Annotated in this window: 24 protein-coding genes; 7 read left to right on the forward strand and 17 right to left on the reverse strand. The window is 61.3% G+C overall.

Annotation, left to right across the window (positions count from 1 at the left end; genetic code table 11):
• Window positions 1-206 (reverse strand): redoxin domain-containing protein (locus CRO18_RS11150; protein WP_143128629.1); only part of this gene is annotated, 206 nt, incomplete at its 3' end.
• Window positions 207-305: 99 nt separating this feature from the next.
• Between CRO18_RS11150 and CRO18_RS11155 the strand changes: the two genes are divergently transcribed.
• Entirely contained in the window at window positions 306-1,211 is a 906-nt protein-coding gene (locus CRO18_RS11155; protein WP_170952642.1) for a hydrogen peroxide-inducible genes activator, read from the forward strand.
• Here CRO18_RS11155 and CRO18_RS11160 read toward each other — a convergent pair.
• The 5 genes from CRO18_RS11160 to CRO18_RS11180 are packed head-to-tail and all read right to left on the reverse strand — an operon-like array spanning window position 1,208 to window position 6,904.
• Window positions 1,208-1,987 (reverse strand): heme ABC transporter ATP-binding protein, encoded by a 780-nt coding sequence (locus CRO18_RS11160; protein ID WP_097082179.1) that lies wholly within the window; start codon window positions 1,985-1,987, stop codon window positions 1,208-1,210. The genes CRO18_RS11155 and CRO18_RS11160 overlap by 4 nt on opposite strands.
• A 1-nt stretch (window position 1,988) precedes the next feature.
• On the reverse strand, window positions 1,989-3,011 hold the full coding sequence (locus tag CRO18_RS11165; protein ID WP_249276064.1) for an iron ABC transporter permease: 1,023 nt from the start codon (window positions 3,009-3,011) through the stop codon (window positions 1,989-1,991).
• A gap of 1 nt (window position 3,012) precedes the next feature.
• Window positions 3,013-3,852, reverse strand: a complete 840-nt coding sequence (locus CRO18_RS11170; protein WP_097082181.1) for a hemin ABC transporter substrate-binding protein — start codon at window positions 3,850-3,852, stop codon at window positions 3,013-3,015.
• Window positions 3,849-4,895 (reverse strand): hemin-degrading factor, encoded by a 1,047-nt coding sequence (locus CRO18_RS11175; protein ID WP_097082182.1) that lies wholly within the window; start codon window positions 4,893-4,895, stop codon window positions 3,849-3,851. Before CRO18_RS11175 ends, CRO18_RS11170 begins: the two co-directional genes overlap by 4 nt.
• A gap of 17 nt (window positions 4,896-4,912) precedes the next feature.
• Complete coding sequence (locus tag CRO18_RS11180) at window positions 4,913-6,904, reverse strand: TonB-dependent receptor domain-containing protein (protein ID WP_097082183.1); 1,992 nt, start codon at window positions 6,902-6,904, stop codon at window positions 4,913-4,915.
• 158 nt (window positions 6,905-7,062) lie between these two features.
• On the opposite strand from CRO18_RS11180, the gene CRO18_RS11185 reads away from it, so the two are divergent.
• The 4 genes from CRO18_RS11185 (at window position 7,063) to CRO18_RS11200 (ending at window position 9,455) form a co-directional block, all read left to right on the forward strand.
• Window positions 7,063-7,386 carry an antibiotic biosynthesis monooxygenase gene (locus tag CRO18_RS11185; RefSeq protein ID WP_097082184.1) on the forward strand — a complete coding sequence of 108 codons (324 nt, stop codon included), beginning with the start codon at window positions 7,063-7,065 and terminating at the stop codon, window positions 7,384-7,386.
• A 97-nt stretch (window positions 7,387-7,483) separates the two neighbouring features.
• Window positions 7,484-8,254 carry a tonB-system energizer ExbB gene (gene exbB, locus CRO18_RS11190; RefSeq protein ID WP_097082185.1) on the forward strand — a complete coding sequence of 257 codons (771 nt, stop codon included), beginning with the start codon at window positions 7,484-7,486 and terminating at the stop codon, window positions 8,252-8,254.
• Window positions 8,254-8,673 carry a TonB system transport protein ExbD gene (gene exbD, locus CRO18_RS11195; protein ID WP_076483626.1) on the forward strand — a complete coding sequence of 140 codons (420 nt, stop codon included), beginning with the start codon at window positions 8,254-8,256 and terminating at the stop codon, window positions 8,671-8,673. The genes exbB and exbD overlap by 1 nt, the downstream gene beginning before the upstream one ends.
• Window positions 8,670-9,455: an energy transducer TonB gene (locus CRO18_RS11200; protein ID WP_097082186.1), complete on the forward strand. Its 786-nt coding sequence runs from the start codon at window positions 8,670-8,672 to the stop codon at window positions 9,453-9,455. Before exbD ends, CRO18_RS11200 begins: the two co-directional genes overlap by 4 nt.
• A gap of 14 nt (window positions 9,456-9,469) precedes the next feature.
• On the opposite strand, the gene CRO18_RS11205 is transcribed toward CRO18_RS11200, so the two are convergent.
• Complete coding sequence (locus CRO18_RS11205; protein ID WP_097082187.1) at window positions 9,470-10,564, reverse strand: hypothetical protein; 1,095 nt, start codon at window positions 10,562-10,564, stop codon at window positions 9,470-9,472.
• A gap of 184 nt (window positions 10,565-10,748) precedes the next feature.
• Between CRO18_RS11205 and CRO18_RS11210 the strand changes: the two genes are divergently transcribed.
• Window positions 10,749-11,522, forward strand: a complete 774-nt coding sequence (locus CRO18_RS11210; protein WP_097082188.1) for a LuxR family transcriptional regulator — start codon at window positions 10,749-10,751, stop codon at window positions 11,520-11,522.
• A 41-nt stretch (window positions 11,523-11,563) separates the two neighbouring features.
• On the opposite strand, the gene CRO18_RS11215 is transcribed toward CRO18_RS11210, so the two are convergent.
• The 7 genes from CRO18_RS11215 to CRO18_RS11245 form a co-directional block, all read right to left on the reverse strand.
• On the reverse strand, window positions 11,564-12,697 hold the full coding sequence (locus CRO18_RS11215; RefSeq protein ID WP_097082189.1) for a Gfo/Idh/MocA family protein: 1,134 nt from the start codon (window positions 12,695-12,697) through the stop codon (window positions 11,564-11,566).
• A gap of 10 nt (window positions 12,698-12,707) precedes the next feature.
• Window positions 12,708-13,760: a sugar phosphate isomerase/epimerase gene (locus CRO18_RS11220; RefSeq protein ID WP_097082190.1), complete on the reverse strand. Its 1,053-nt coding sequence runs from the start codon at window positions 13,758-13,760 to the stop codon at window positions 12,708-12,710.
• Window positions 13,761-13,772: 12 nt separating this feature from the next.
• Window positions 13,773-14,798, reverse strand: coding sequence for a LacI family DNA-binding transcriptional regulator (locus CRO18_RS11225; protein ID WP_097082191.1), 1,026 nt, complete (start codon window positions 14,796-14,798; stop codon window positions 13,773-13,775).
• 1 nt (window position 14,799) lies between these two features.
• Window positions 14,800-15,798, reverse strand: a complete 999-nt coding sequence (locus tag CRO18_RS11230) for an ABC transporter permease (RefSeq protein ID WP_097082192.1) — start codon at window positions 15,796-15,798, stop codon at window positions 14,800-14,802.
• A gap of 12 nt (window positions 15,799-15,810) precedes the next feature.
• On the reverse strand, window positions 15,811-16,737 hold the full coding sequence (locus tag CRO18_RS11235; RefSeq protein WP_249276051.1) for an ABC transporter permease: 927 nt from the start codon (window positions 16,735-16,737) through the stop codon (window positions 15,811-15,813).
• 17 nt (window positions 16,738-16,754) lie between these two features.
• Window positions 16,755-18,248, reverse strand: coding sequence for a sugar ABC transporter ATP-binding protein (locus CRO18_RS11240; protein WP_097082194.1), 1,494 nt, complete (start codon window positions 18,246-18,248; stop codon window positions 16,755-16,757).
• A 64-nt stretch (window positions 18,249-18,312) separates the two neighbouring features.
• On the reverse strand, window positions 18,313-19,338 hold the full coding sequence (locus tag CRO18_RS11245) for a substrate-binding domain-containing protein (protein ID WP_097082195.1): 1,026 nt from the start codon (window positions 19,336-19,338) through the stop codon (window positions 18,313-18,315).
• Window positions 19,339-19,777: 439 nt separating this feature from the next.
• On the opposite strand from CRO18_RS11245, the gene CRO18_RS11250 reads away from it, so the two are divergent.
• Window positions 19,778-20,128, forward strand: coding sequence for a DUF6404 family protein (locus CRO18_RS11250; RefSeq protein ID WP_249276052.1), 351 nt, complete (start codon window positions 19,778-19,780; stop codon window positions 20,126-20,128).
• 379 nt (window positions 20,129-20,507) lie between these two features.
• On the opposite strand, the gene cydX is transcribed toward CRO18_RS11250, so the two are convergent.
• From cydX to CRO18_RS11265, 3 genes are read right to left on the reverse strand one after another with little or no spacing between them, the layout of a single operon-like run.
• The gene (gene cydX / locus CRO18_RS11255) at window positions 20,508-20,615 is read right to left on the reverse strand and encodes a cytochrome bd-I oxidase subunit CydX (protein ID WP_076483638.1); all 108 of its coding nucleotides are present in this window, start codon (window positions 20,613-20,615) and stop codon (window positions 20,508-20,510) included.
• Between the two features lie 12 nt (window positions 20,616-20,627).
• A complete protein-coding gene (cydB, locus tag CRO18_RS11260) occupies window positions 20,628-21,785 on the reverse strand; it encodes a cytochrome d ubiquinol oxidase subunit II (RefSeq protein ID WP_097082197.1) in 1,158 nt (385 codons plus the stop codon).
• Between the two features lie 4 nt (window positions 21,786-21,789).
• A complete protein-coding gene (locus CRO18_RS11265; RefSeq protein WP_076483640.1) occupies window positions 21,790-23,373 on the reverse strand; it encodes a cytochrome ubiquinol oxidase subunit I in 1,584 nt (527 codons plus the stop codon).
• Between the last annotated feature and the right edge of the window lie 148 nt (window positions 23,374-23,521).

Below are 23,521 nucleotides of genomic sequence, written 5' to 3' on the forward strand. Positions count from 1 at the left end.
GCCTCGAATTCGGGCTGAAGCTTCGCGAAAGCGATGAATTCGGTGGTGCAGACCGGGGTGAAATCGGCCGGATGCGAGAACAGGATCAGCCATTTGCCGGCGTAATCGGAAAGCTTGCGCTGGCCATGCGTGGTGGGCGCGTCAAAGGCGGGCGCCGGCGCGTTGAGTTGCGGCATCGGCAGGGCGGCGGGGGTGTCGGTCGTCATCGGAGATCCTCCTTGGTTGCGTTGCGGAAGATCTAGCCTTGGGCGTTTCATAGTTGAAATTGATTGTGCGGCGATCTGTGATAGATAAAGCCAATGTATATGCCGCATCTCACTCTGCGCCAGTTGCGCTTTCTGGTTGCCCTGGCCGATACGCTCAGTTTCTCGCGCGCCGCCGAGATCTGCGCGGTGACGCAGCCGACGCTTTCGACCGCTTTGGCAGAGCTTGAGGCGCGGCTTGGCGTGGCCCTAGCCGAGCGCACCCGGCGCAGCGTGATCCTGACCCCGCTGGGCAGCGAGATCGCGGCGCGGGCGCGAGGTCTGTTGCTGGCGGCGCAGGAGATCGAAGACCTTGCCCGCGCGCAGGCCGCGCCCGAGGGCGGCGATCTGCGGCTTGGCGCCATTCCCACCATCGGCCCCTATCTGATCCCGCGCGCGCTGCCCGGCCTGCGCGCGCGCTTTCCCGATCTGCGGCTGTTCCTGCGCGAGGAAATGACCGAAAGCCTGATTGCCGGGCTGACGGCGGGGCGGCTCGATCTGATCTTGTTCGCGCTGCCCTTCGAGGCGGAGGGGATCGAGGTGATGGACCTGTTCGACGACGGCTATCACCTTGCCGCGCCGCCCGGCACTTTGGGCGCGGGCGCAGTGCGGGCCGAGGCGCTGGAGGGGGCGCGGCTGATGCTGCTCGAGCGCGGCCACTGCCTGCAACGCCATGCGCTTTCGGCCTTTCCCGACCGCAACATCGCGCAAGACGACAGTTTCGCGGCAACCTCGCTGCCGACCCTGATCGCGATGGTCGGCGAGGGGCTCGGGATCACGCTTCTGCCCGATCTTGCGATCGCGGCCGGGGGGGTGGCGGGGGCCGAGATCGACACCGCGGCGCTACCGGAGGCTTGCCCGCGCCGGGTGGTTCTGGGCTGGCGGAAGACTTCGGCGAAAGCGCCGCTTTACCGCCGCATCGGCGCAGAACTGATCGCGGTGCGTCAGATCATGAGCGAAATGCCTTAAAGCATCTTGGCAACCTGGGGCAAAAGCCAAACCCCGTCTTTGGGGGCCGTGTTCATGCAAAGCTGGCAGCGATAGGCGCGCGACAGAAGTGGCGCGGTCATCACCTCGGCGGGCGAACCGGCGGCTGAAATCTTGCCCGCCTCCATCAACACCATCTGTTCGGCATGCATGGCTGTGAGGTTGAGATCATGCATCACGGCAATCACCCCGCCGCCCGCATCGGCAAAGCGGCGCAGCACGGCCATCACCTGTAGTTGGTGGCCAATGTCGAGCGCGGCCACCGGCTCATCGACGAAAAGCCAAGCGGGGCGCCCTTCATACACGGGGGCCCAGACCTGTGCGCGGACCCGTGCCAGATGCCCACGTGCCTGCTCACCGCCGGACATATCATGGAAGAAACCGTCGATTTTATCTGCAAGACCAACCTCTTCAAGCGCGGCTTCGACCACACCGGGCAGATGCGCGGCATTGCCAGACGCATGGCCCATCGCCACCACTTCGCGCAGCGTGAAAGGAAAGCCGACCGAAACCGATTGCGGCAGCACAGCGCGGCGGCGCGCGAGATCGCGCCCAGAAAGCGTGGTCAGAGACACATCTTCGAGCCTCACCTCCCCCGTGCCCACCAAATCCCCCGTAAGGCGGCGCAAAAGCGTGGTCTTGCCAGAGCCGTTTGGCCCGACGATCGCGGTGATTTCCCCGGGTCGCGCCCGCAGATGCACCGCCTGCAGCACCGCACGCCCGCCCAAAGTTGCCCCAAGCTGTTCGGCCTCCAGCATCTCAAATCTCCAGATGCGCGCGGCGCGCAAGCAATATCCACAAAAACACCGGCGCGCCGATCAGCGCCATCAAAATGCCGATGGGCAGTTCGGCGGGGGCCACCAAAAGCCGTGCGGCCGTATCGGCCGCGATGAGCAGCGCGGCCCCAAAAAGCGCCGAAAGCGGCAAAAGCAACCGATGCCCCGGCCCAATCGCCAAGCGCAGGATATGCGGCACAACAATGCCCAGAAAGCCGATACCCCCCGAAACCGCAACCGAGGCGCCCGTCATCGCCGCCACGGCAAGGATCGCGCCGCGTTTGACCCGCTCGACCGGCACCCCCATGTGCCGCGCGACGGGCTCCCCCAAAGCCATCGCATCAAGCCCGCGCGCCAAAAGCGGGGTGCTTAAAAGACCCAAAATCAAGATCGGGGCGGCGGCAGCAAGCTTGGGCCAATTCGCCCCTGCCAGCGAGCCAAGCCCCCAGAATGTCAGATCGCGCAATTGCGCATCATCGGCAGCAAAGATCAAAAGCCCCGTGACGGCCCCCGCAAGGGCCCCCAGCACGATGCCCGCCAAAAGCATGGTGGCAATCGAGGTTTGGCCGCGCGCACTGGCAACACGGTAAAGGATCAGCGTCGCGGCCCAGCCGCCCGCAAAAGCGAAGATCGGCACCAGATAAATGCCCGTCGCCGCGTGCAGCGCGGCGGGCAGCGCGCCCCCCAAGACGATGGCAATCACCGCGCCAAGCCCCGCGCCAGCGCCCACACCGACAAGGCCCGGATCGGCCAAAGGGTTGCGAAAGAGCCCCTGCATCAAAGCCCCGGAAACCGCGAGCCCCGCCCCCACCAGCGCCCCCAAAAGCAGGCGCGGAAGCCGGATGTCGAACAAGATCGCCCGCTCCGCTGGTGAAATCTCGCGCCAAAGCGGCTCCCAAGGCAAAAGCCCCGAGGCCCCAAGGCTCAGGCTGGCCACCGTTGCCGCACCAAGCAACACCCCAAGGGCACCGCCAACCAACGGAACGGGCAGACGATGCGCCGCCATTTTAACGCGGCTCCGGATAAAGCGCGCCATGAAGCGCCGCAATCGCTTGCCCAGTGCGCGGGCCAAAGCCCAAAAGGAACATCCCCTCCATCTGCACCACGCGACCCGCCTGCCCCGCCGGAGTCGCCGTAATCGCCGGATGGCTCAGATAATCGGTCTTGGCCTGTGGCCCTGCGGCACCACGTTCCATCACCAACAAAACATCGGGGGCAGCGCTCGCAATCGCCTCATCTGTCAGCGCCTTGTAGCCAGCAAAGCCCGTCAACGCGTTTTCACCGCCCGCCAGCGCGATCATCGCTTGGGCGGCGGTGTCGGTGCCTGCACCGGTGAGCCGACCCCCAGAATTGCTTAGAAGAAACAGCACACGCGGTTTTCGCCCCGACGCTTGGACCGCAGCAGCCCGCGCCGCAGCGATCTCATCTGCCACGCGGGCGGCCAAGACCTCCCCGTCCTGTGCCACGCCCAGCGCCTGCGCAACCGCGCGGATTTTCTCGTTCACCGCCTCGGGGCTATGCCCTTCTGCCACGGTGACGAGATCCACGCCCGCACTGCGCAAGGTGGCAAGCGTTTCAGGCGGCCCCGCCCCTTCGGTGAGCAAGATCAGATCGGGGCGCACCGACAGCACGCCCTCGGGCGAAAGCTGGCGCATATAGCCCACATCGGGCAGGTCTGTGACCGTTTCGGGATAGGTTGAGGTGGTGTCGCGCCCAACAAGCCGCGCCTCTTGCCCAAGCGCGACAACGACTTCGGTCAGGCTTCCGCCGATTGAAAGCACTCGCTCCTGAGCCGCAACCGCAAGCGGCGCGAATGCGAGCAAAAGCGCAAGGAAAAGGCGGGTCATTGCGCCGCCTCCACCTGCCGCGCGCCCGGCAAATCGGCCACAAGGCTGTTCCAGCCCGTGACCGCCGCTTCACCCGCACGCAGCACGCCAAAGATTTGCGCGATCAGCCCCCCCTCGGCGTCAAAAAACTCCACCGAATGGGCCGGGCCGCGGGCAGTGTTTTTGACCACCGCATAGGTTTCGGCAATGTGGTCGCGCCGCAAATGCAGATCAAAGCCCGGATCAAGCACATTGATCCACGGCCCGGTTTCCACCACGCGCTGAATAGGCCCGGTGTGAATTTCGATGCAGCCCGCGTTCCCGACAAAAACCATGATCGGCACCGCTTGCTCTGCAGCTTGGTGCAGCAACTGTTCCACCGCCTCATTGGCCAAGGGCCGCACGAAAGGCGCCCCCGCAAGCCGATAGGCCCCCAGCCGGTTCATTTTCAGCTTGGAACACAGCCGCAGGAATTGATGCGTATCCTCAAGCGCCTCCCAACCCGCAACCAAATCGGCCAGTTTCTCGGGGTTGAGCTTCGCCGCCTCGATCGGTTTACGAGGCGCAAAAGACAAGACGGAGTCTTGATCGGGCAGGCGCAGCGCATCCACCAGCCCCGCCCACTGCGATACATCGCTTTCTTCGCGCAAATGGATCTTGTGGATCGCATCGCCCGCCGCATCGAAGATTTGCAGCGAACGTTTCACGCCGCGCTCGGTTTCTTCTTCGAGCGCGAAGCCATGCACCCAATGCGCGGGGAAGAGCCGCAGATCAATCTCTTCGTTCACCACCAACGCGGCATGCGCCCCCGAGCGGTAATCGTCATAGACCCCGACCTTCTCGATCACGCAGCTTTCGTTGCGGGTCAGCGCCATCACCGGGCCAAGCGCGGTGAGGCGCGGGATCAGCGCATCGGGCGTGACATTGATGCGGGCCGCCCCCTGCCCGATCCGGGCCGCACAAAGCGCCGCTTCAGGAATACCCAGATCGCGCGCCAACTCCCGCGGGCGCGCTTTGGGGGCGGCCAGTTTCGCGGCGCGGATCTCTTCAATGGAAAGCGTCATAGGATATCCTTTCTGGATCAAAAGCGCAGCGAGGTGCCGATGTGGAGGGTGCGGCCTTGGCCGTTTTCGGTGGCCGAGGCCGAAAGCCACGGCACATAGACCGTGTCAAAAACGTTGGTGACCTTGGCATAGAGCACCGCATCGTCTGTCAGCGCGTAGCTCGCAAACAGATCGACCAATTCGTAGCTGTCGTCTTTTTGGTAGGCGGTGGTGGTGTAGGTATCGGTGAACAGCCCGCCCGAGACATAGCTATACTGCGCCCCAAGTGTCAGCCGATCCTCAAGCAAATCCCGCGAGAGCCGCAAAGACAGCGTGTCATCAGGCAGATATTGCCCCGCGCCAAGGCCCGGCATCTGGCTCAGCAGATGCGCGCTGTTGTGGGTGTAGCTGAGCCCAAGATCAAAGCCGGGATGTTCATAGATCAGTTCGACCTCTACCCCTTCGGTGCGCGAGGTCCCCGGCAAATTGGCAAAGGCATAGCCTGTTTGACCCCAGCTATTGGTGGTGAACCGGGCCACCACGTAATTCTCCACATCCATGTGGTAGTAATTCACCCGCCCGGTCAGCCGGTCGCCAGAGGCAAACACCCCCTCACGGTTGAGGTTAAACCCGATTTCATAGCCTTGCTCGGTTTCGGGTTCGAGGTTCGGGTTCGCCACCATCCCAACGCCGCCGCCCGGATGGCTGCCGCCAAGCATGGTTTCTTGCAGCGTCGGCGCGCGCATCCCCTTCGACAGTGTCACATAGGGCTGGAACCACTCGGTCAGTTGATAGGCAACCGTCAGCTTTGGGTCGAGCGACTGATCTGAGATGTCGATATCGCCCAAGGAGGCCGTGCCTTTCAGGCTGTAGTAATTCGCCCGCAATCCCGCCGTCACTTCCCACGGGCCATTGGCAAACACATTTTCTGAAAAGAGCGCGGCGCGTTTGGCGGTGCCCGTGGTCGGGTTCACCCCGCCCGCCGTGCCGCCCAAACGGTCTTGCGAAGCCTCGATCCCGTTCGCGCTCGTCAGCGTCCAAGCGCCAAGCGCGATGTCCGAGGTATTGGTCATATCAAAACCGGTGGTGCGGGTCGAAAGCGTGCGGCCAACGTAAGCACCGGAGCCAGACACCCAATCGGTCTCGGTTTTGCCAGTGTAGACATTTGCCCGCAAATCAATGAGCGCGGAGCCGGGCGTGTAGCGCAGCCCCAATTTCGCAATGTCATTCGTCAGGCTCTGCCCATAGCCTGTGGCGAAGAAATCGCTTTCATAATGCATCAGCGAAAAGCTGATCCGGGTGCTGTCCGACAGGTCATAGCCAAGCTTGAAAAGCTGCGAGGAAATATCCTGATAGGTGTTGGCAACCGTTGCCCCCGCGCCATCGGCATAATCATCGCCCGTGTGGCGCGACGCAGCAAAAAGCATGTCAAACCGCCCCGCCTGCAGCGCCGCGGCCGCCATGCCAGAGGTCGCATGGCCATTATCGGTCTGCTCAAGCCGCACCATACCGCCTTGCGTGGCCCCGTCTTTGAGCACATCGCCCGCCTCAAGCGTGCGGAAATCCGCAGAGCCCGCAAAACCGGAGCCGCCAAGCGCGGTGACCGGGCCGCGTGTCACATCCACCCCCGCCAGCAGGTTTTCATCCACAAAAACATAGCCCTGCGCGGCGTGCCCGGTAAGCCTGTAGGTCTGCGGCACGCCATCAACCGACATCGCCACCCGGCCCGAGCCCTCAAAGCCGCGAATGTTGACAGAAACGCCCGGATTGCCGGGATCTTTTTGTGTGAAGACCGACGTTTGCTGCCGCAAAAGCCCATCCAGATCAGTGGTGGAGGCTGCGCCGCGCAGATCATCGGACCCAAGATGGGTCGCGTTTTCCCCCGCAAAGATCGGCGTGCCATCTTCGGCATAGCCAATCACGATCTGCCCAAGATAGGTGATATCGCTCGCGTCTTGTGCCGCAGCCGGCACGGCAAGAGCCGTGGAACAAAGCAAAAGGGCGGCCAGATGCCGCGATGCATGGCGCATGGGTGTCTCCAGAGAAAAGCGGAAATTGGCTTTGCTGGCACGGCGCTGGCATGGCGGTTTTGTTTTCAATTAAAAATCTGACCAATAAAGTCAAGATTTGAAATTCATCTTTTTTCGGCGCAGGATGATCCGGAATCGTCCCTTTCGAAAGCATGCCCATGTTCCTTGCCATGAACCGTTTCACCGTGCCGCTGGAAAACGCCGAAGCCTTTGAAGCGCTTTGGCTGGGGCGCGACTCTCGCCTGCATGAATTGCCCGGATTTGTTGAATTCAACATGCTACGCGGGCCGGAGGCAGAGGATGGCACGCGGCTCTATGCCTCCCACACGGTTTGGGAGAGTGAGGCCGATTTCCGCAACTGGACCACATCGGAACAATTCCGCGCGGCCCATGCCCGTGCCGGTGATACGCGCAAACTGCACGCGGGTAGCCCGCAATTTGAGGCTTTCACCTCGATCCAGCGCAAGACCCCTGCGGGCTGAGCGGCCTATACTTGACTCTTTCACTTTAATCCGAAACACGCCTTGATCGCCAGCCCGTCGCCAGCGCCTTTCCCAGCCCCAGCCTGCGAGGTTTGCCATGACGACCGGCGACGATCCCTTGATCCTGCTTCTTGACCGCCTTGGGGCGACAGAGCTTGCGCAAGCGTTGCGCGACGCTGCCGCCTCAGAGGCGCTGACACCGCTTGCCATGTTCATGGCCGCCGATTGGGTGGTGAAAGCGGTGATGCTTGGATTGGTGGCCGCCTCGATTCTGGCTTGGGCGATCTGGGCGGGCAAGCTGTGGCAGCTGTCGCGCGCACAACACCGCTTGCGGCGGGACTATCGCCAGCTTGCCGCACGAGGGCAACTTGGCCCAGAGGAAGACGCGCCGGGGCTGATCGCACGCATGACACAAGCCGCCCGCGCGGAAATCCGCGCCTCTGTGGGCCTGCCGGATGCCGGGGTAAAAGAACGCGTCGCGATTGAGCTGGCACGGATCGAGGCGGGCGCCGCCCGGATCATGCAAGCTGGGGTCACGGTGATTGGCTCAATTGGCGCGACGGCACCGTTCATTGGGCTGTTTGGCACCGTTTGGGGCATTATGAACGCCTTTGTTGGCATTGCGCAAAGTGGATCGTCGAGCCTTGCCGTGGTCGCTCCGGGGATTGCCGAAGCCTTGATGGCCACGGCGCTCGGCTTGGTTGCCGCGATCCCGGCGGTACTGCTTTACAACCATCTGACGCGTGCGTTGGGTGGCTATCGCACCGCTTTGGCCGATGCCGCCGCGCTTGTCGAGCGCACGCTTTCGCGCGACCTTGACCGCGCGCGCCATGCGCCCCCACAGGCTTTGCATCTGGTGGCCGAATAATGGCGGGGCGGCTTTTTGCAGAAGACGACCTCGCCCCCGAGGCCGCGATCAACATCACCCCCTTTATTGATGTGATGCTGGTGCTTTTGATCATCTTCATGGTGGCGGCACCGCTTTCGACCGTGGATGTGCCGGTCGATTTGCCCGTAGCCTCTGCCGCGCCTGAAGCCCGCCCCAAAGACCCGGTGATCGTGACACTTCAGGCCGATGGGGTGCTCCTTTTGGGTCGTGACACGCTCACCGCAGAAGCGCTTGGCCCCGCGCTTGAAAGCGCGACCGAAGGCGACCGCTCGGCGCGGATTTTCCTCTCCGCCGATCAAGCCGTGGCCTATGGGGAGATCATGGCGCTCTTTGATCAGATGCGCGCAGCGGGCTATCTGAAAATCGGCCTTGTTGGCGCAGAAAAGGCTGCGCCATGAGCCTTGCTTTTGAGCGTGCGCCCTTGCCGTTCCCTGCGCGGGCCCTTGCTGCGGGGCTCGTGGTTTCGCTTGCGTTGCATGGCGCGGCGTTGGCCCTGATCACACGCGAAGACGGCGGCGGGCCAGAGGTTTCTGCGGGCGATGGCGGGCAAGAGTTGGAAACGCTTGCCGCCATTGAGGCGCAGTTTATCGAGCTTGCGCCCCCCGCCATAACCTTGCCCGCCCCGGAAATGACGCTGCCGCTCAGCGCACCGAAAATAGATATTCCGCAGGTCGCCCTGCCCGATCCGATCTTGCTGCCGCCGGAAATACGCCCCGATCCCCCAGCCCCGAAAACACGCCCGCAGCCGAAACCAGAACCGAAGGCCGCGCGACGTGAGCCCGCGCCAACACCAAGCGAAAGCCGCGCGGCAACGCGGGCTTCTGGTGCTGGGGGGGCCGAGCTTGCTGGGGCCGCGGGCCAAGCCGCGCTCCCTGCCCTCTCGCCCGGCCAAACGCAAAACCTGTTGAACCGTTGGGGCGCGCAAATCCGCAGCCGGATCGAGCGTAGCAAACGCTACCCAGCAAGTGCGGGCCGCGCCTCTGGCACAGCCATCGTCAACCTGACCGTCAGCCAAACGGGCCAGTTGTTGGCAGCCACGGTCGCGCGTTCATCGGGGCATGGGGCGCTGGACAACGCCGCGCTGGCGGCCGTGCGCAAAGCCGGGCGCTTCTCCGCCGCGCCAAAGGGGCTCAATACCCCCTCGCACACCTTTGCCCTCGCGCTGCAATTCCGGCGCTGATCAAGCCTTCGCGTCTAGCTGGCTTTGGCAACCGAAACAGTGCTTTGCTCGCGGATCTGGTGCGCATTGCGGATCCCGAGCTTTTGCTTGATCTCGGCCCAAATATCGAAGGCGCGCGACCGTTTAACCCCAATCACCTCACCCGCCTGCGCCACCGTCGCCCCGGCCCGCACTGCATCGAAAAGGCGCCGCTCTTGCGCGGTCAGGGCGACTTCATGCAGCGGCAACGGGCAAGGGACGCCATCACGTTTCTTGCCAAAGGTCACGATCCAACTCGGGGCACGCTGGTCCCGGTAAAGCGGATCAGGTGAGAAAGGCGTCGCCCAGACATCAAGCGGTTCTTTGGCCTCGATTGTGTCACTCGCCGCCGACGCCAGCCAACTGGCGGCACCGTGCTGTTGCGCGGCACGCGGCACAAGAAGCCGCCGCTTCGGCCCACATGTGCCCACTTGCCCCTCGGACAACAGCACATCAAAAAGTGCGTTGCTGCGCTCCACCTCGCCATTTGGGCCGGTGATACAGGCGGCAATCGACATACGCGCCAATTGATCGAAGGCGGCGTGGCGCGCCTGTTCAACATGCACCATATTCTGCGCTGTCTGCCATGCCTTGCGCAAAAAGCAATAATTGTCAGCGGCATAGTCTAGAGCGGCTTGTTTTTCCGCAGCCGATTGCGGCCCAAGGAACAAATTGCACGCCGTCCAATAGCCCGGCATCCGCTCAAGCTCGAAGACCGCCGTATCCGTGACACCTGCGGCATTTACCCAATCAAAGAAGCTCTGATCCGGCGCGGAGGCGGGGTCGAACACGCGCGACATCAACATCGGGCGCTCTGGATAATGCGTGCATTGCACATCTGCCCAAGTGTCGCGCGTGCGAAGATTTTGCATGTAATGGGCGATCGCTTGGATCGAAAAGCCGCAAACCAAGGGCGAGTGATACTCGGTCAGCAAGGCTTCATCATCAACGATCTGGCAGGTTTTACCGTCGCGCAAGGTGATGATCGCCGCCTTTGCGCCGGTTGCCATCATCATATGGGCCAACACTTGCGACCATTTTTGCGAATCGTTGATCGCCTCCATCGCAAGGAGGACCAGTTTCTCGTCCATGTCACGCTCTCATACACTTCGCCGACAATCGGCGCACCACACCCTAACGAAAGCCAAAGGACCGTCATTCACCCAAGCGACGCCTCTAACACGATAGCGACTGAACACAAGACCGGAGTCGAGTCCGTTGAGCGAAGAATTCGGCCCGCCTAAGCCTTTTGCTTAGAAGGTGGGTACAACGACTATGACGGCGCTTGAACATAGCTATTTGACGGCATTCAAACGGGAAGTGGCCCTGCCCCCCAAGCTTGCCGATCTACGCGAATCGCTGATTAAGGCGCGCGATCCTTTTGCCGCCTTTGGTAAGTTTTTGCACAGCCATGAGGTTTTGGGGTTCCATTATCTGCGGCTTTGGCGCCCCGGTGAATTGAAGGAAGCACCGCCCGCAAGCGCGCTTTTTCAGCGCCACAGCTATTGTGCGGACTGGTCATCGCAGATCGCGGAAACGGCTGCTTTCACCTACGACCCAACCGTCACGCTGTTGCGCCGTGGAGAGCGTGCCATCGTTTGGCAATCGCGGATCACAACAACCCCGGAAGCGGCGGCCTATCGTGAACAAGCGCATGAGCTCGGGCTTGTGTCAGGAATCTCTTTGCACCTGCATGAGGGACGCGATGGAGCGGCGGGTCTTGGCCTATGGTGCGCGCCACAGCCAAACGCGGAGAGTTTCGCGACCTATTGGCAGGGTGTCGGCCCCATGCTCGCGCAGGCGGCGTGGCTTTTGGATCATGTGCTCCGTGACCAGCGGCCCAATGCTTTGATCGGGTTGACGCCCCGCGAAATCGATTGCCTCGCAGGCCTTATGACTGGGCACCGCTCGGGCGAGATTTGTTGGCAGTTGAACCTGTCAGAGCGCACGTTTGAAAAACACATCAGCAGTGCCAAGACAAAACTCAAGGCGCGGACCCGCGATCAAGCGCTGGCGAAAGCGATGATGCTCAACCTGCTGCCGATGTAAGGCAAGAACTGGGCGGGGCCGCATAGGCCCCGCGTGTTCACTTAGTCCGCCAGACGCACCCAAACCGAGCCAGCCTGCGCAGACTTCAAGCAAGCCTCCACAAACGACAGCCCCGCCACGCCATCAGGCGCACCGGGAACGGTGCTCGGACCAGTTTCACCGATAATCGCCTTGGCGGCATCCCGGTAAAGATTGGCGAATGCCTCCAGATAGCCTTCTGGATGGGCCGCAGGCACACGGCTGCCTGAAACGGCGGCGGGCGTGGCCCCGGCACCATTCCGACGCAGCAGTTGGCGCGGCGCACCAAGGCGGGTGAAATACAACTCCTCGGGGGCCTCTTGGCGCCATTCGAGCCCGGCCTTATCGCCATAGACCCGCAGCGACAGGTTGTTGCCATTGCCCGGAAGGACTTGGCTCGCCAAAATCGAGCCCTTCGCACCGTCTTGGTAGCGCAGCAAGATCGCCGCATCATCATCGACCCGGCGACCCTTCACGAAGGAACTAAGCTCCGCCAAAAGCTCGACCGGCTCCTGCCCCGTCACAAAAGCGGCGAGGTTGTAGGCATGGGTTCCCACATCGCCAATCGCCCCGCCCGCGCCCGCCTTTTTCGGATCGGTGCGCCAAACGGCCCCTTCTGCGCCCGTGTCTTCCACGGCATCGGCAAGCCAATCTTGCAGATATTCCGCCTCGACCCTGCGCAACGTGCCAATTTCGCCAGCGGCGATCATCTCGCGCATCTGCCGCACCATCGGGTAACCGGTGTAAGTATGGGTCAGGAAGAATTGCTTGCCGCTCGACGCCACCAGCGCCGCCAGTTCTTCGGCCTCTTCAAGCGTGACCGTCATCGGCTTTTCACAGATCACATGGATCCCGGCTTCAAGCGCCGCTTTCGCCACCGGAAAATGCAAGAAGTTCGGCGTAACGATGGAAACGGCCTCAATCCCATCCGGACGCGCCGCCTCTGCCGCGAACATATCCAGATAGCTGTCATAGGCGCGGTCTGCGGCAATCCCAAGCGTCGCGGCAAAGGCCCGCCCACGCGCGGCATCGGCATCCAGCGCGCCGGCCACCAAGTCGAACTGGTCGTCGATGCGCATCGCAATACGGTGCACCCCGCCGATAAAGGCGGTTTCGCCCCCGCCGACCATGCCAATACGGATACGAGATTTGCTCATGGTCTTATCCTTAGTTCAGGCCAAGAAGTTTCAGATTGGCCGCGTGATCCACACCGCTTTGGGCAAAATCATCAAAGGCATGTTCGGTCACGCGAATGATATGGTCGCGGATGAAGGCAGCCCCTTCGGCCGCGCCTTGCTCTGGGTGCTTCAGCGCACATTCCCATTCAAGCACGGCCCAGCCATCGAAATCGTATTGCGCGAGTTTCGAGAAGATGCCTTTGAAATCGACCGTGCCATCGCCCAGCGAGCGGAACCGACCGGGGCGATCGACCCAGCCTTGATAACCGCCGTAAACACCCGAGCGGCCCGAGACCTGCAACTCTGCATCCTTCACATGGAAGGCGCGAATACGATCGTGATAGATGTCGATGAATTGCAGATAGTCGAGCGCCTGCAACACAAAATGCGACGGGTCATAAAGGATATTGGCGCGGGGATGGTTGCCCGTGGCCTCCAAGAACCGCTCAAAGGTCACGCCATCATGCAGATCTTCACCGGGGTGAAGCTCAAAGCAAAGATCAACGCCAGCCTCTTCATAGGCATCCAAAATCGGTGTCCAGCGTTTCGCCAATTCTTCAAATGCAGCCTCCACCAACCCCGCGGGGCGTTGCGGCCATGGATAGACATAGGGCCAAGCCAAAGCGCCCGAGAAGCTGGCATGCGCCTTGAGCCCCAAATTGCGCGAGGCTTGCGCGGCAAGTTTCAGTTGCTCGGTCGCCCAAGCGGTGCGCGCGCTCGGGTTGCCCCGGACCTCAGCAGGCGCAAAGCCGTCAAACAGCGCGTCATAGGCCGGATGCACGGCAACGAGTTGGCCTTGCAGGTGGGTGGAAAGTTCCGTGATCACCACGCCTTTTTCGGCCAAACGCCCTGTCAGCTCATCGGCATAGGTTTGCGAGGTCGCGGCCTTTTCCAGATCAAAAAGGCCCGCCGTGGTGGGCAGTTGTAGCCCCTTATAGCCAAGATCAGCCGCCCAGCTTGCCAACCCATCAAGGTTGTCAAACGGCGCGGTCGTCCCCACGAATTGAGCCAAAAACAGGCCCGGTCCCTTGAGCGTTTTCATCTGGATCCCCTTTCATGGCGAGGGTGTATCGACAGGCCGCGCGCGGGTAGACCCCCGCACCACAAGCTCTGTCGGGAAAATTTGATCGGGTGGGGTCGTGGTGCCGTTCAGCCGCGCGATCATCATCTGCATGGCGGCAAAGCCAATATCGCGGCGCGGCTGGTGCACCGTGGTCAGCGCCGGATCGACCATCGAGGCAATCAACGTATCGTCAAAGCCAATCACCGAAACGTCTTTGGGCACCTGCAAGCCGTGCTGGCGCAGCGCAGTGATGGCCCCAATCGCCATCTGGTCGCTCGCGGCAAAGATCGCACTGAATTCTGCGCCGCGCACAAGCAGCCCTTCAACCAGATCACGCCCCGCCACCAAAGAGAAATCACCCGAGAGAACAAGGCCCGGATCATAGGCGATCCCGGCGGCTTCTAATGCGGCGCGATACCCCTCAAGCCGGGCGGTGCCCAGATAATCATCCACCGGCCCCGCAAGATGAATGATCCGGTGATGCCCGCCAGCAATAAGGTATTCCACCGCGCCCTGCGCGGCGGCAACGTTGTCCACCTTAACCGTAGGCAGGTCCATTTCTTGGATCGCCTCAGAGGCCACCACAACCGGCGGCAGGCGGGCCGGGTCTTCCAGAAAACGGGCGGGAAGCCGCCCGATCATCAAAATCACCCCATCGGCATGGCGCTCGCGCACCGCATCAATGTAATGGCTGATACGCTCATCATCATCGCGCGCATCGCCCATCAGCACCTTATACCCCGCGGCAAAGGCAGCCTCTTCAACGCCTTTGTAAATATCGAGGTAGAACGGGTTGGAGATATCGCGCACCAGCAAAATGACGGTTTTGCTGGTTTGGCGACGCAACACCCGCGCCCGGTCATTTGGCACGAACCCCAGCGCCTCAACCGCTTCCATCACCTTTTGGCGGGTATCTTCGCGCACCTTATCGGGTTGCGCCAAGGTGCGCGACACCGTCGCCGTTGACACGCCCGCCCGGCGCGCAACATCGCGGATATTTGGTGACGCGCCGACCATTTTAAACCCGAGGGGCTTGCTGGCGTCCGTACATGCCCAGCAAGACAAGGAGCGTGGCGCCAAAGATCAATTGCCGCCCCCAAACCTCCAGATGCAGCGTGGTCAGCAGGCTTTGCAGCAGCACCAAGGCAATCGCCCCCGCGACCGTGCCCACATAACCACCGCTGCCCCCCGCAAGCGAAGTGCCGCCGATGACCACGGCGATGATCGTGGGAAGCATGTATTGATCGCCCACCGAGATGAAAGAGTTGCCGGTATAGCCGATCACCATCACCCCAGTCAGGCCCGCAAGCGCACCCGAAAGCCCAAAGACCAACACGCGCACCGTTTTGACCGGAAGCCCGACCAAGCGCGCCGCTTGCTCATTCGCGCCGATCGCATAGATCGCAAAACCAAGCGAAGTGCGGCGCAGCAAAATCACCATGGCGATGCTGAGCGCAAGCCAGGCAAACAAAATCCCCGGCAGGCCAAACAGCATCGGCTTGTTGATGAAGTTCATCAGCGCGGGCGCGGCATTGCCCGAGGGGATGCCCTGCGAAAAGACCACCAGACCGCCTTGAACCACCGCCATCATGCCAAGCGTCATCACGATGGGCGGGATACGGATCACCGTTACCCCGATCCCGTTCACGCAGCCAAACAGGAAGGTCACGGCGATTGCGGCCAGAATTGCAGGCAAGATCGCGGCATCCGCGCCGTTCATCACATTGCCCGCAACCACCGCGCCAAAGGAAATCAGCGCACCGACGGAAAGGTCGATCCCCGCACCGCCCGACAAGATCACAAGGTTTTGCCCAGCCGCCGCGATGCCCAAAAGCGCAGCCACTGTCAAAAGCCGAACGATTTGATCGCCGCGCGCAAAGCCCGGAGACAGCGCCTCGCCAATGCCGAGCATCACGACGATGGCCAACAGCGCCAGTGTCAGCGGATCACGCAGCAATGTGAGCGCTTTTGTTTGCCAGGGGCGCGCGTTGATATCAGAGGTAAGGCCATTGCTCATCTCAAACTCTCCTTACCGACGCGCCAGAACCACGCCGCCCGCGAGGGCCGCCAAAACGATCAAACCCTGCACCAGCGTTTGATACTCATAGGGCAGCCCGGCGAAATAGATCACATTGCCGATCATCCCCAAAAGCAGCGCCCCAAGGATAGAGCCCATCGCGCCGCCAACGCCGCCCGACAAAAGCGTGCCGCCGAGCGCAACAGCGGAGATCGAGCCCATACCAAGGCTTTGCCCCATCAGCGGGTCACCGGTCGCGGTTTCCCCCGTCAGGCACAGAGCGGCCAAGCCGGCGAAGATCGCACTCAGCACAAACGCCTTAATGCGGATCCCCGTAAGCGGCAGGCCGCTTTGAAACGCGCCAGAGCGGTTTCCGCCCACGGCTTTGAGCCAGCTTTGAAACGGCAACCGCGCCAGCACAAAGACGAACAGCGCGGCGAGCAGCAAAATCCATAGGACCGTTGGCAGGCCAAGGATCGCACCACCATAAGTGCTCCAATAGGCATCTGGTACCACGAGCCCCGCTTGCGGCAACACCCAAAGCGCAAGCGCCGAAAAGATGATCCCGGTGCCAAAGGTGGTCACCATCGGTTGAAGCCGCAGCACCGCGATCAGCAACCCGTTGAGCAGCCCGCAAGCAACCGCGACCAAAATTCCCGCGCCCATGCCCGCAGCAATCGCACCAGCACTTCCGCCCAGGGCGGCCATGACGCTGACGGTGATCACATTCACAAGCGCCGCAACCGCCCCTACCGAAAGATCAATGTCTCCCGCCAAGATCACATAGGTCTGGCCAATCGCCACCAGCACCAGCGGCAAGAAGGTGGTGAGGTTTGATTGCAGCACCATGGGCGCAAAGAAGCCCTTCTGCACCAGCCCGTTGATCACCACCAAAACGACAAGCGCGGCAGCGGCCAAAAGCCATGCAGGACGTTCCATTTTCAAAAGAGCGCGCATCATGACTCTCCAAAAGCGGCACGGGTCAGATGGAAGGAATCGAGCGTCGCGCCAGACAATTCGGTGACCACCGCGCCGCCATTGAAGACAGCGATCCGGTCACAATTGTCCAGAAGTTCGGATTCCTCTGACGAATAGAGAATGATGCCCACGCCCTTGTCTGCCAAATCGCGAATCAAGGCAAAAAGATCCGCTTTCGCGCCAAGGTCGATGCCTTTGGTCGGGTCATCTAGCAACAAGATACGCGGCTGCATGGCCAGCCAACGCGCGATAAACACCTTTTGCTGGTTGCCGCCTGAGAGCGTGTTGATCGCATCAGACAGCTGGGCATATTTGGTTTTCAGGCTTGCCGCCTCAGCGCTTAGACGCGGCGCCATCTGACGCGGCGAGAGCCAAAGCTTGCCTTCGCGCATCACCAATGCCGCCAGCAGGTTTTCATAGATCGAGCGCCCCTGCAGAACGGAATCCGAGACCCGGTCGCCCGAAACATAGGCCAGCCCCTCGGCCATCGCTTGCGCGGGGCGGCGCATGCGGCAGGCACGCCCCTCAAGATGCAATGTGCCCGCAGTGAGCGGCGTGATCCCAAAGAGACCGCGCAACAGCGCCGATTGCCCCTGCCCTTGCAAGCCGCCAAGGCCAAGGATTTCACCGGGCGAAAGGCTCAGCGAAACATCATGGAAGCGTGCGCCCGTTACGTTCCGCACCTCAAAGATCGGCGTCGCCGTGCCGGTTTTCGCCGCACGTTTTTGCGGGCGGTGAATATCGCCCACCATCATCCGCACGACCTCTTCTTGCGTCGTGTCGGCGACCGTCATTTCCGCCACGGTTTCGCCATTGCGCATCACCGTGATCCGGTCGCAAATCGCGAATACTTCGGCCAGCCGGTGCGAGATGAAAACGGTCGAGACCCCCTCGCCACGCTTTTCACGCAAGAAATCGAAGAACACGGCTACCTGACGGCTATCCAGTGCTGCCGTCGCCTCATCCATGATCACGATGCGTGGGTTCTTGGCATAGACTTTGAGAATTTCGACGATCTGCCGTTCTCCCGGTTGCAGATCGCTCACCCGTGCTTCGGGGCGCAACCCCGGCCCGACGGCTTCCCCAAATCGGTCAATCAGCTTTTGCGCCATGGCGCGCATCGCCTTGCGGTCAATCGCACCCACTGCGGTGCGCGGCTCCCGGCCCAAGAAGATATTCGCTTCCACAGAAAGCTGCGGGATCAGGCTCAGCTCTTGATAAAAGAGCGCGACGCCCGCGTCTTCTGCGGCACGGGGCGAGGCAAAACTCACCTCTTGCCCATTGATCCGCAGGCTGCCCGAGCTTGGTGCATGGGTGCCCGCGATAATCTTTGACAAGGTGCTCTTGCCGCATCCATTCGCCCCTAAAAGCGCGTGGATTTCCCCTTCGGCGACCCGTAGCCGCCCCTCTGTCAGGGCACGCACCGAGCCAAATGTCTTGGTTAGGCTTTTCGCCTCGATGGCCATATTCATGGCGGACCCCATTTTGCTGGTCGGATACCCGCGCATCGAAGCGCGGGCACCCCAAGAGCATGGATTATTTGAAGAAAGCGGCCGCTTCTTCCGGCGAAATCGCGGCGGTCACCGACCAATAGCCGGGTTTGCCTTCGGCTTCAGAGAGTTTCTCCGCCAGGTTCTCGTTCGAGACGAACGGGATCGGCAGATAGATCGCATTGCCATAGGTGCCGGTGAAGATATCGTCTTTGAACTCGCGGCCTTGCAGCTTCAGCACCGCCACGTTGAGCGCGCTTGCCATAACGCCGGGCGGGTTCACCGACGCGCCAGAGGTCAGGTTTTCTTCGTTCCACACGGTCATGAAGTCCTTACGGATTTCCCCGGTGGCGGCGATATCGTCTTTTTTCTCGGCGGCCATGATCGCGCGCCACGCGCCTGCGGCCATCCCGTCTTGCACCCAAACGCCTTGCAGATCCGGGTAGGTGGCGAGCAGGTTTTGCATCACCTGTTGGCCCTGCGCCTGATCCCAGTTGGCATTGGCTTCATTCAGAACGTGGATATCGGGGTATTCCGCAAACACCTCACGATAGCCCGCAACGCGCATTTCGTTTGCCGGGTGCCCCGCAACACCGTTGATCGCAACGATATTGCCTTTGCCTTCGAGCGTCTCGGCGAGCCATTTCGCCGATTGCATCGCCCATTCTTTATGGTCGATGCCAACATAGATCGCGTCTTGCGAAGACACTTCCGCATCGGTGGCAATCACCAAAATCCCGCGCGCCGCAGCTTGTGCGAAGATCGGGCTAAAGGCGGTCGGGCTGTTGGCGTTGATGATGATCGCATCCACGCCTTGGTTGATGAAGTTGCGCACCTGACCAATTTGGCCCTGCGCATCGACGTTGGCGCTTTGCACCACCACCTCGACAGTGGTCCCTTCATCCGCCCAAGCGGCGGCGGCGGCTTGCGCCTCTTCGATCATCTGGGTGCGCCATTCGCTCCCGACCCAGCCATTCGAAAGGCCAATCTTGAACGTATCGGCGTTGGCGCCCGTCGCCACTGTGCCCAGTGCCGTTGCCGTCACCGCGGCGATGAACCATTTGGATTGCATTTTTCCTCCTTTTGCCCGGAACAGCCGGACCTTTGACGAAATCGTCAGATGCTGCTGCGCCGGACCCGTCCCCCCAACGGTACAAGAACGATCTCCCGCCCTCTGCGTCCAGACTCAGTGTTTAGCACCCTGATTCATTGACGACAGCGTGATGTAATCGGTTACATTTGTCAATTGCAGACGAAGAAGGGGTTCCGCGCCGTCAACAGATGCGCATAGCCAACACGCCGCAAAACTGCGCGTTGCCATGGAAAAACAGGGAAAAACGTCTCCGAAGCGGCCTCACATCAGGCCGCGTCAAAGCGCAGATCGCTGCGCCCACCACAGATCGGCTTAACCCGCCCCTAAACCACCGCATGTCGCATGCGGCATCGCGCCGTTTTGACCCTGCGCGGCCAACGCGCAATTTTATAAATTCAATTGAACTAAGGTGTCCGGAATGTCGGAATACGAGCGCCGTCTTGCTGCAGCAAAGGCCGAATTAGACTCAGTCGGCCTGAAGGCACCCCGCATGATTCCGGGGATGCCATTTTTGCTGCGCATGTTGGGCGAGTCGCCGCGCCCTTGGCCCTATCTGCCGCTGCATCTGCGGCTTTTGGCCTATGGCATTCCCTTCGCCTTGATCAATTTCGTGGTCAATGTGCTGTGGCACTGGGCCTCATTCCGGCAAGACCCAACCATTATTTTGGCGATGTCGCTGATTGCGATTCCACTTTTCACGTTGCTGATGGGCTTTCTGGAGCGGATGCGCTGGTGCCGTAAGGGACTGAGCCGCTGGGAAGAACTCTGACCCCCTTGCCGAAGCGGGGCGTGCATCCTATCTCTGCCCGTGACGGTTACTGCTCTTCGCGTAAACGGGGCCTTTTTCCAGTGGCCGATAACCATTCCTGAGGGAGCTGGCTCTTCCATGGCCCTGGCCTTGGTACCTGGCGCCCACCTGACTCGTCAGGCTCTCGGGAAATTTCGCCCCCACGGTCGCTGCGGTTTCCGTCACCCCTCCCCCTCCGCCAACAACTTTGAGCACGGGCCTTCTACGGCCCGACGTTGCGCGGCAGTCGGCCATAAAAAAGCCGCCCGGGCCAGTGGACCCGGGCGACAAGTAACCCGAACAGACGCAGGGACGCGATGCCGGGGCCCAGCGGCGCGATACACGCCGCCGGAAGCTTGCATCACTCGCCGCGCGCGCGGCGGTCCTCTTGCAGTTCAAACCACATCGCGTTGATCACACCGAACATCACCGCGACCGGCAGACCCAGAAGCCAGGCAAAATACCACATGTTTCAGACCTCTTAGTAAGCGTTGGGGTTGGAGGTGATGTCTTCTTGCGTGACCTTGCCCCAGAGCACTTTGTAGACCCACGAAGTGTAAGCAAGGATCAGCGGCATAAAGATCAGCGCGCAGATCAGCATGATGAACAGCGTCATATGCGACGACGAGCTATCCCAGACCGTAAGCGAAGCGGTCGGGTTCAGCGACGAGGGCAGGATAAAGGGGAACATCGTCAGACCCACCGTCGAGATGATGCCGAAGATACCCACTTTGCCCGCAACGACCGACCAACCACTCCACAGCCGCATCAAGATCACCTGCGCCGCCATGCCCACAAAGCCCATGATCGGGGCAATGATGATCCACGGGCGGGTGGTGTAGGCGTCAAGCCACGAACCACCGCGCACCACTTCCGACAGAAGCGGGTTCGACGGGCCGAAGTGATCGGGCTCGCTTACGAAGCGATAGCCCTCGACCCCGAAGGCCAACCACACGCCAGCCAGCGCAAAGGTCACGATCGCGGCAAGGCCTGCAAAGGTCCCAAAGCGACGCGCCCGCGCTTGCACAGCGCCCTCGGTCTTGAGCACGAGCCAAGATGCGCCATGGCTGAGGTGCATCGTCAAAGACACCACACCCACAAACAGCGCGAACGGGTTCAGAAGGCCCAGAAGCTTCATGATAAAGTTGCCCGGATAGACCGAAAGCAGGTTATCTTCGAGCGTGAAAGGCACACCTTGCAACACGTTGCCGACCGCGACACCAAAGATCAGCGCAGGCACAGCCCCACCGATAAAGAGCGCCCAGTCCCAGCGCGTGCGCCACGTGAAGCTGTCGCGCTTGTTGCGATACTTGAAGCCCACGGGCCGCAAGATCAGCGCTGCCAGCACCAAGAACATGGCAAGGTAAAAGCCCGAGAAGCTGACCGCATAAAGCGGCGGCCAAGCGGCGAAGATCGCCCCACCGCCCAAAATCAGCCAGACTTGGTTACCTTCCCACACAGGGCCAACGGTGTTGATCACCACCCGGCGCTCGGCGTCGCTGGTGCCGACGAAGGGCAAAAGCGCCGCCACGCCCATGTCAAAGCCATCGGTGGCGGCAAGGCCAATGAGCAACACGCCCAGCAAGCCCCACCAGATCACGCGCAGGATTTCGTAGTTTAGAAGTTCATGCAAGATCATGGTCTTACTCCGCAGGTTGGGCGGCTACAGGGGCGTGCTTGGCGTTCCAGGCCGCAACGACCTCGACGTCTTGCACCGGGCCCTTGCGGATCGCGGCCAGCATCAGCTTCATCTCGATGATTAAAAGCGTGGTATAAAGCGCCACGAAACCACCAAGCGTCACCGCCAGATCCCACACCGAAAGATGCGAGGCCGACAGCGCGGTGGGCAAAAGCCCGTCCACGGTCCAAGGTTGGCGACCGAACTCGGCCACAAACCAGCCCATTTCAGCGGCCAGCCACGGCATCGGAATGATGAAGACCGCCGTTTTCAGCGCAAGCTGCGGATAGTTCCCGCCCCGGAAGTTGGTGACGTAGAACATGTAGGTCAGCAGCGCCAACATGAAGAAGCCAAAGCCCACCATCAAACGGAAGGTCCAGAACATCGGCGCCACGCCGGGCACCGTTTTCCACGCCGCCGCCTCGATTTGTTCATCGGTGGCAGTCATCGGATCTTCGACCATCGACGACAGAAGCATCGCATAGCCAAGGTCATCCGAATGCGCTTCAAAGGCTGCCGTCACCTCGGGGGCGACATCGCCTTTATTGGCGCGGATCTGCATCAGCGCGTCATAGGCAATGAGACCATCACGAATGCGCACCTCGGCACCTTCGACCAACTCTTTGATGCCGGGCATTTCTTCGGTCAACGAACGCGTGCCGATCAGACCCATCACGTAAGGGATCTTGATCGCATATTTGGTTTCACGCGCTTCTTGATCGGGGATGCCGAACAGGTTGAAGGAAGCCGGAGCCTCTTCGGTTTCCCACATGCCCTCGATCGCGGCGAGCTTCATTTTTTGGTTGTGGGTCGCTTCATAGCCCGACTCGTCGCCCAGCACGATCACCGAGAGAGAGGCGGCCAGACCAAAGGCCGAAGCCACGGCGATGGAGCGGCGCGCAAGCTCGATATGGCGGCCACGCAGCAAATACCAAGACGACACACCAACCACGAAGATCGCCGCCGTCACATAGCCCGCCGACACGGTGTGCACAAATTTGGCCTGCGCCACCGGATTGAAGAGCACCGCATAGAAATCAACGAGTTCCATGCGCATGGTCATCGGATTGAACTCAGCCCCCACCGGGTTCTGCATCCAGCCATTGGCGATCAAAATCCACAGCGCGGAGAAGTTCGAGCCGATAGCCACACACCAGCCGACAAACATATGCGCGCGCGGGCGCAGCTTTTCCCAGCCAAAGAACCAAAGCCCCACGAAGGTGGCTTCCAAGAAGAAGGCCATCAGGCCCTCAATCGCGAGCGGCGCCCCGAAAATGTCGCCCACGTAGTTGCTGTAATAGCTCCAGTTCATGCCGAACTGGAATTCCATCGTGATCCCCGTCGACACGCCCAGCACAAAGTTAATGCCAAAAAGCGTGCCCCAGAACTTCGTCATTTGCCGCCAGATCGGACGACGGGTCATGACATAGACCGTCTCCATCGTCGCGAGCATGATCGAAAGCCCAAGCGTTAGGGGCACGAATAAGAAGTGATACATTGCTGTCGCTGCAAACTGGAGCCGCGACAGCTCCACAAGTCCGAACTCCATTGTCGTCCTCTCCAACTGGTTCGTCCGCCCTGTCCCGTACAGGCGGTCTTTTGACCTATGGACCCTGCGGCGGGCTGTCGCGCCTGCGCGGGCTGTCGCACTTGGGCAAAGTGTCCCACTTCAAAAAGTGACGCAGATCAATTGCTTA

The sequence above is a fragment of the Rhodobacter sp. JA431 genome (assembly GCF_900217725.1).
Classification (GTDB): Bacteria; Pseudomonadota; Alphaproteobacteria; order Rhodobacterales; family Rhodobacteraceae; genus Rhodobacter; species Rhodobacter aestuarii.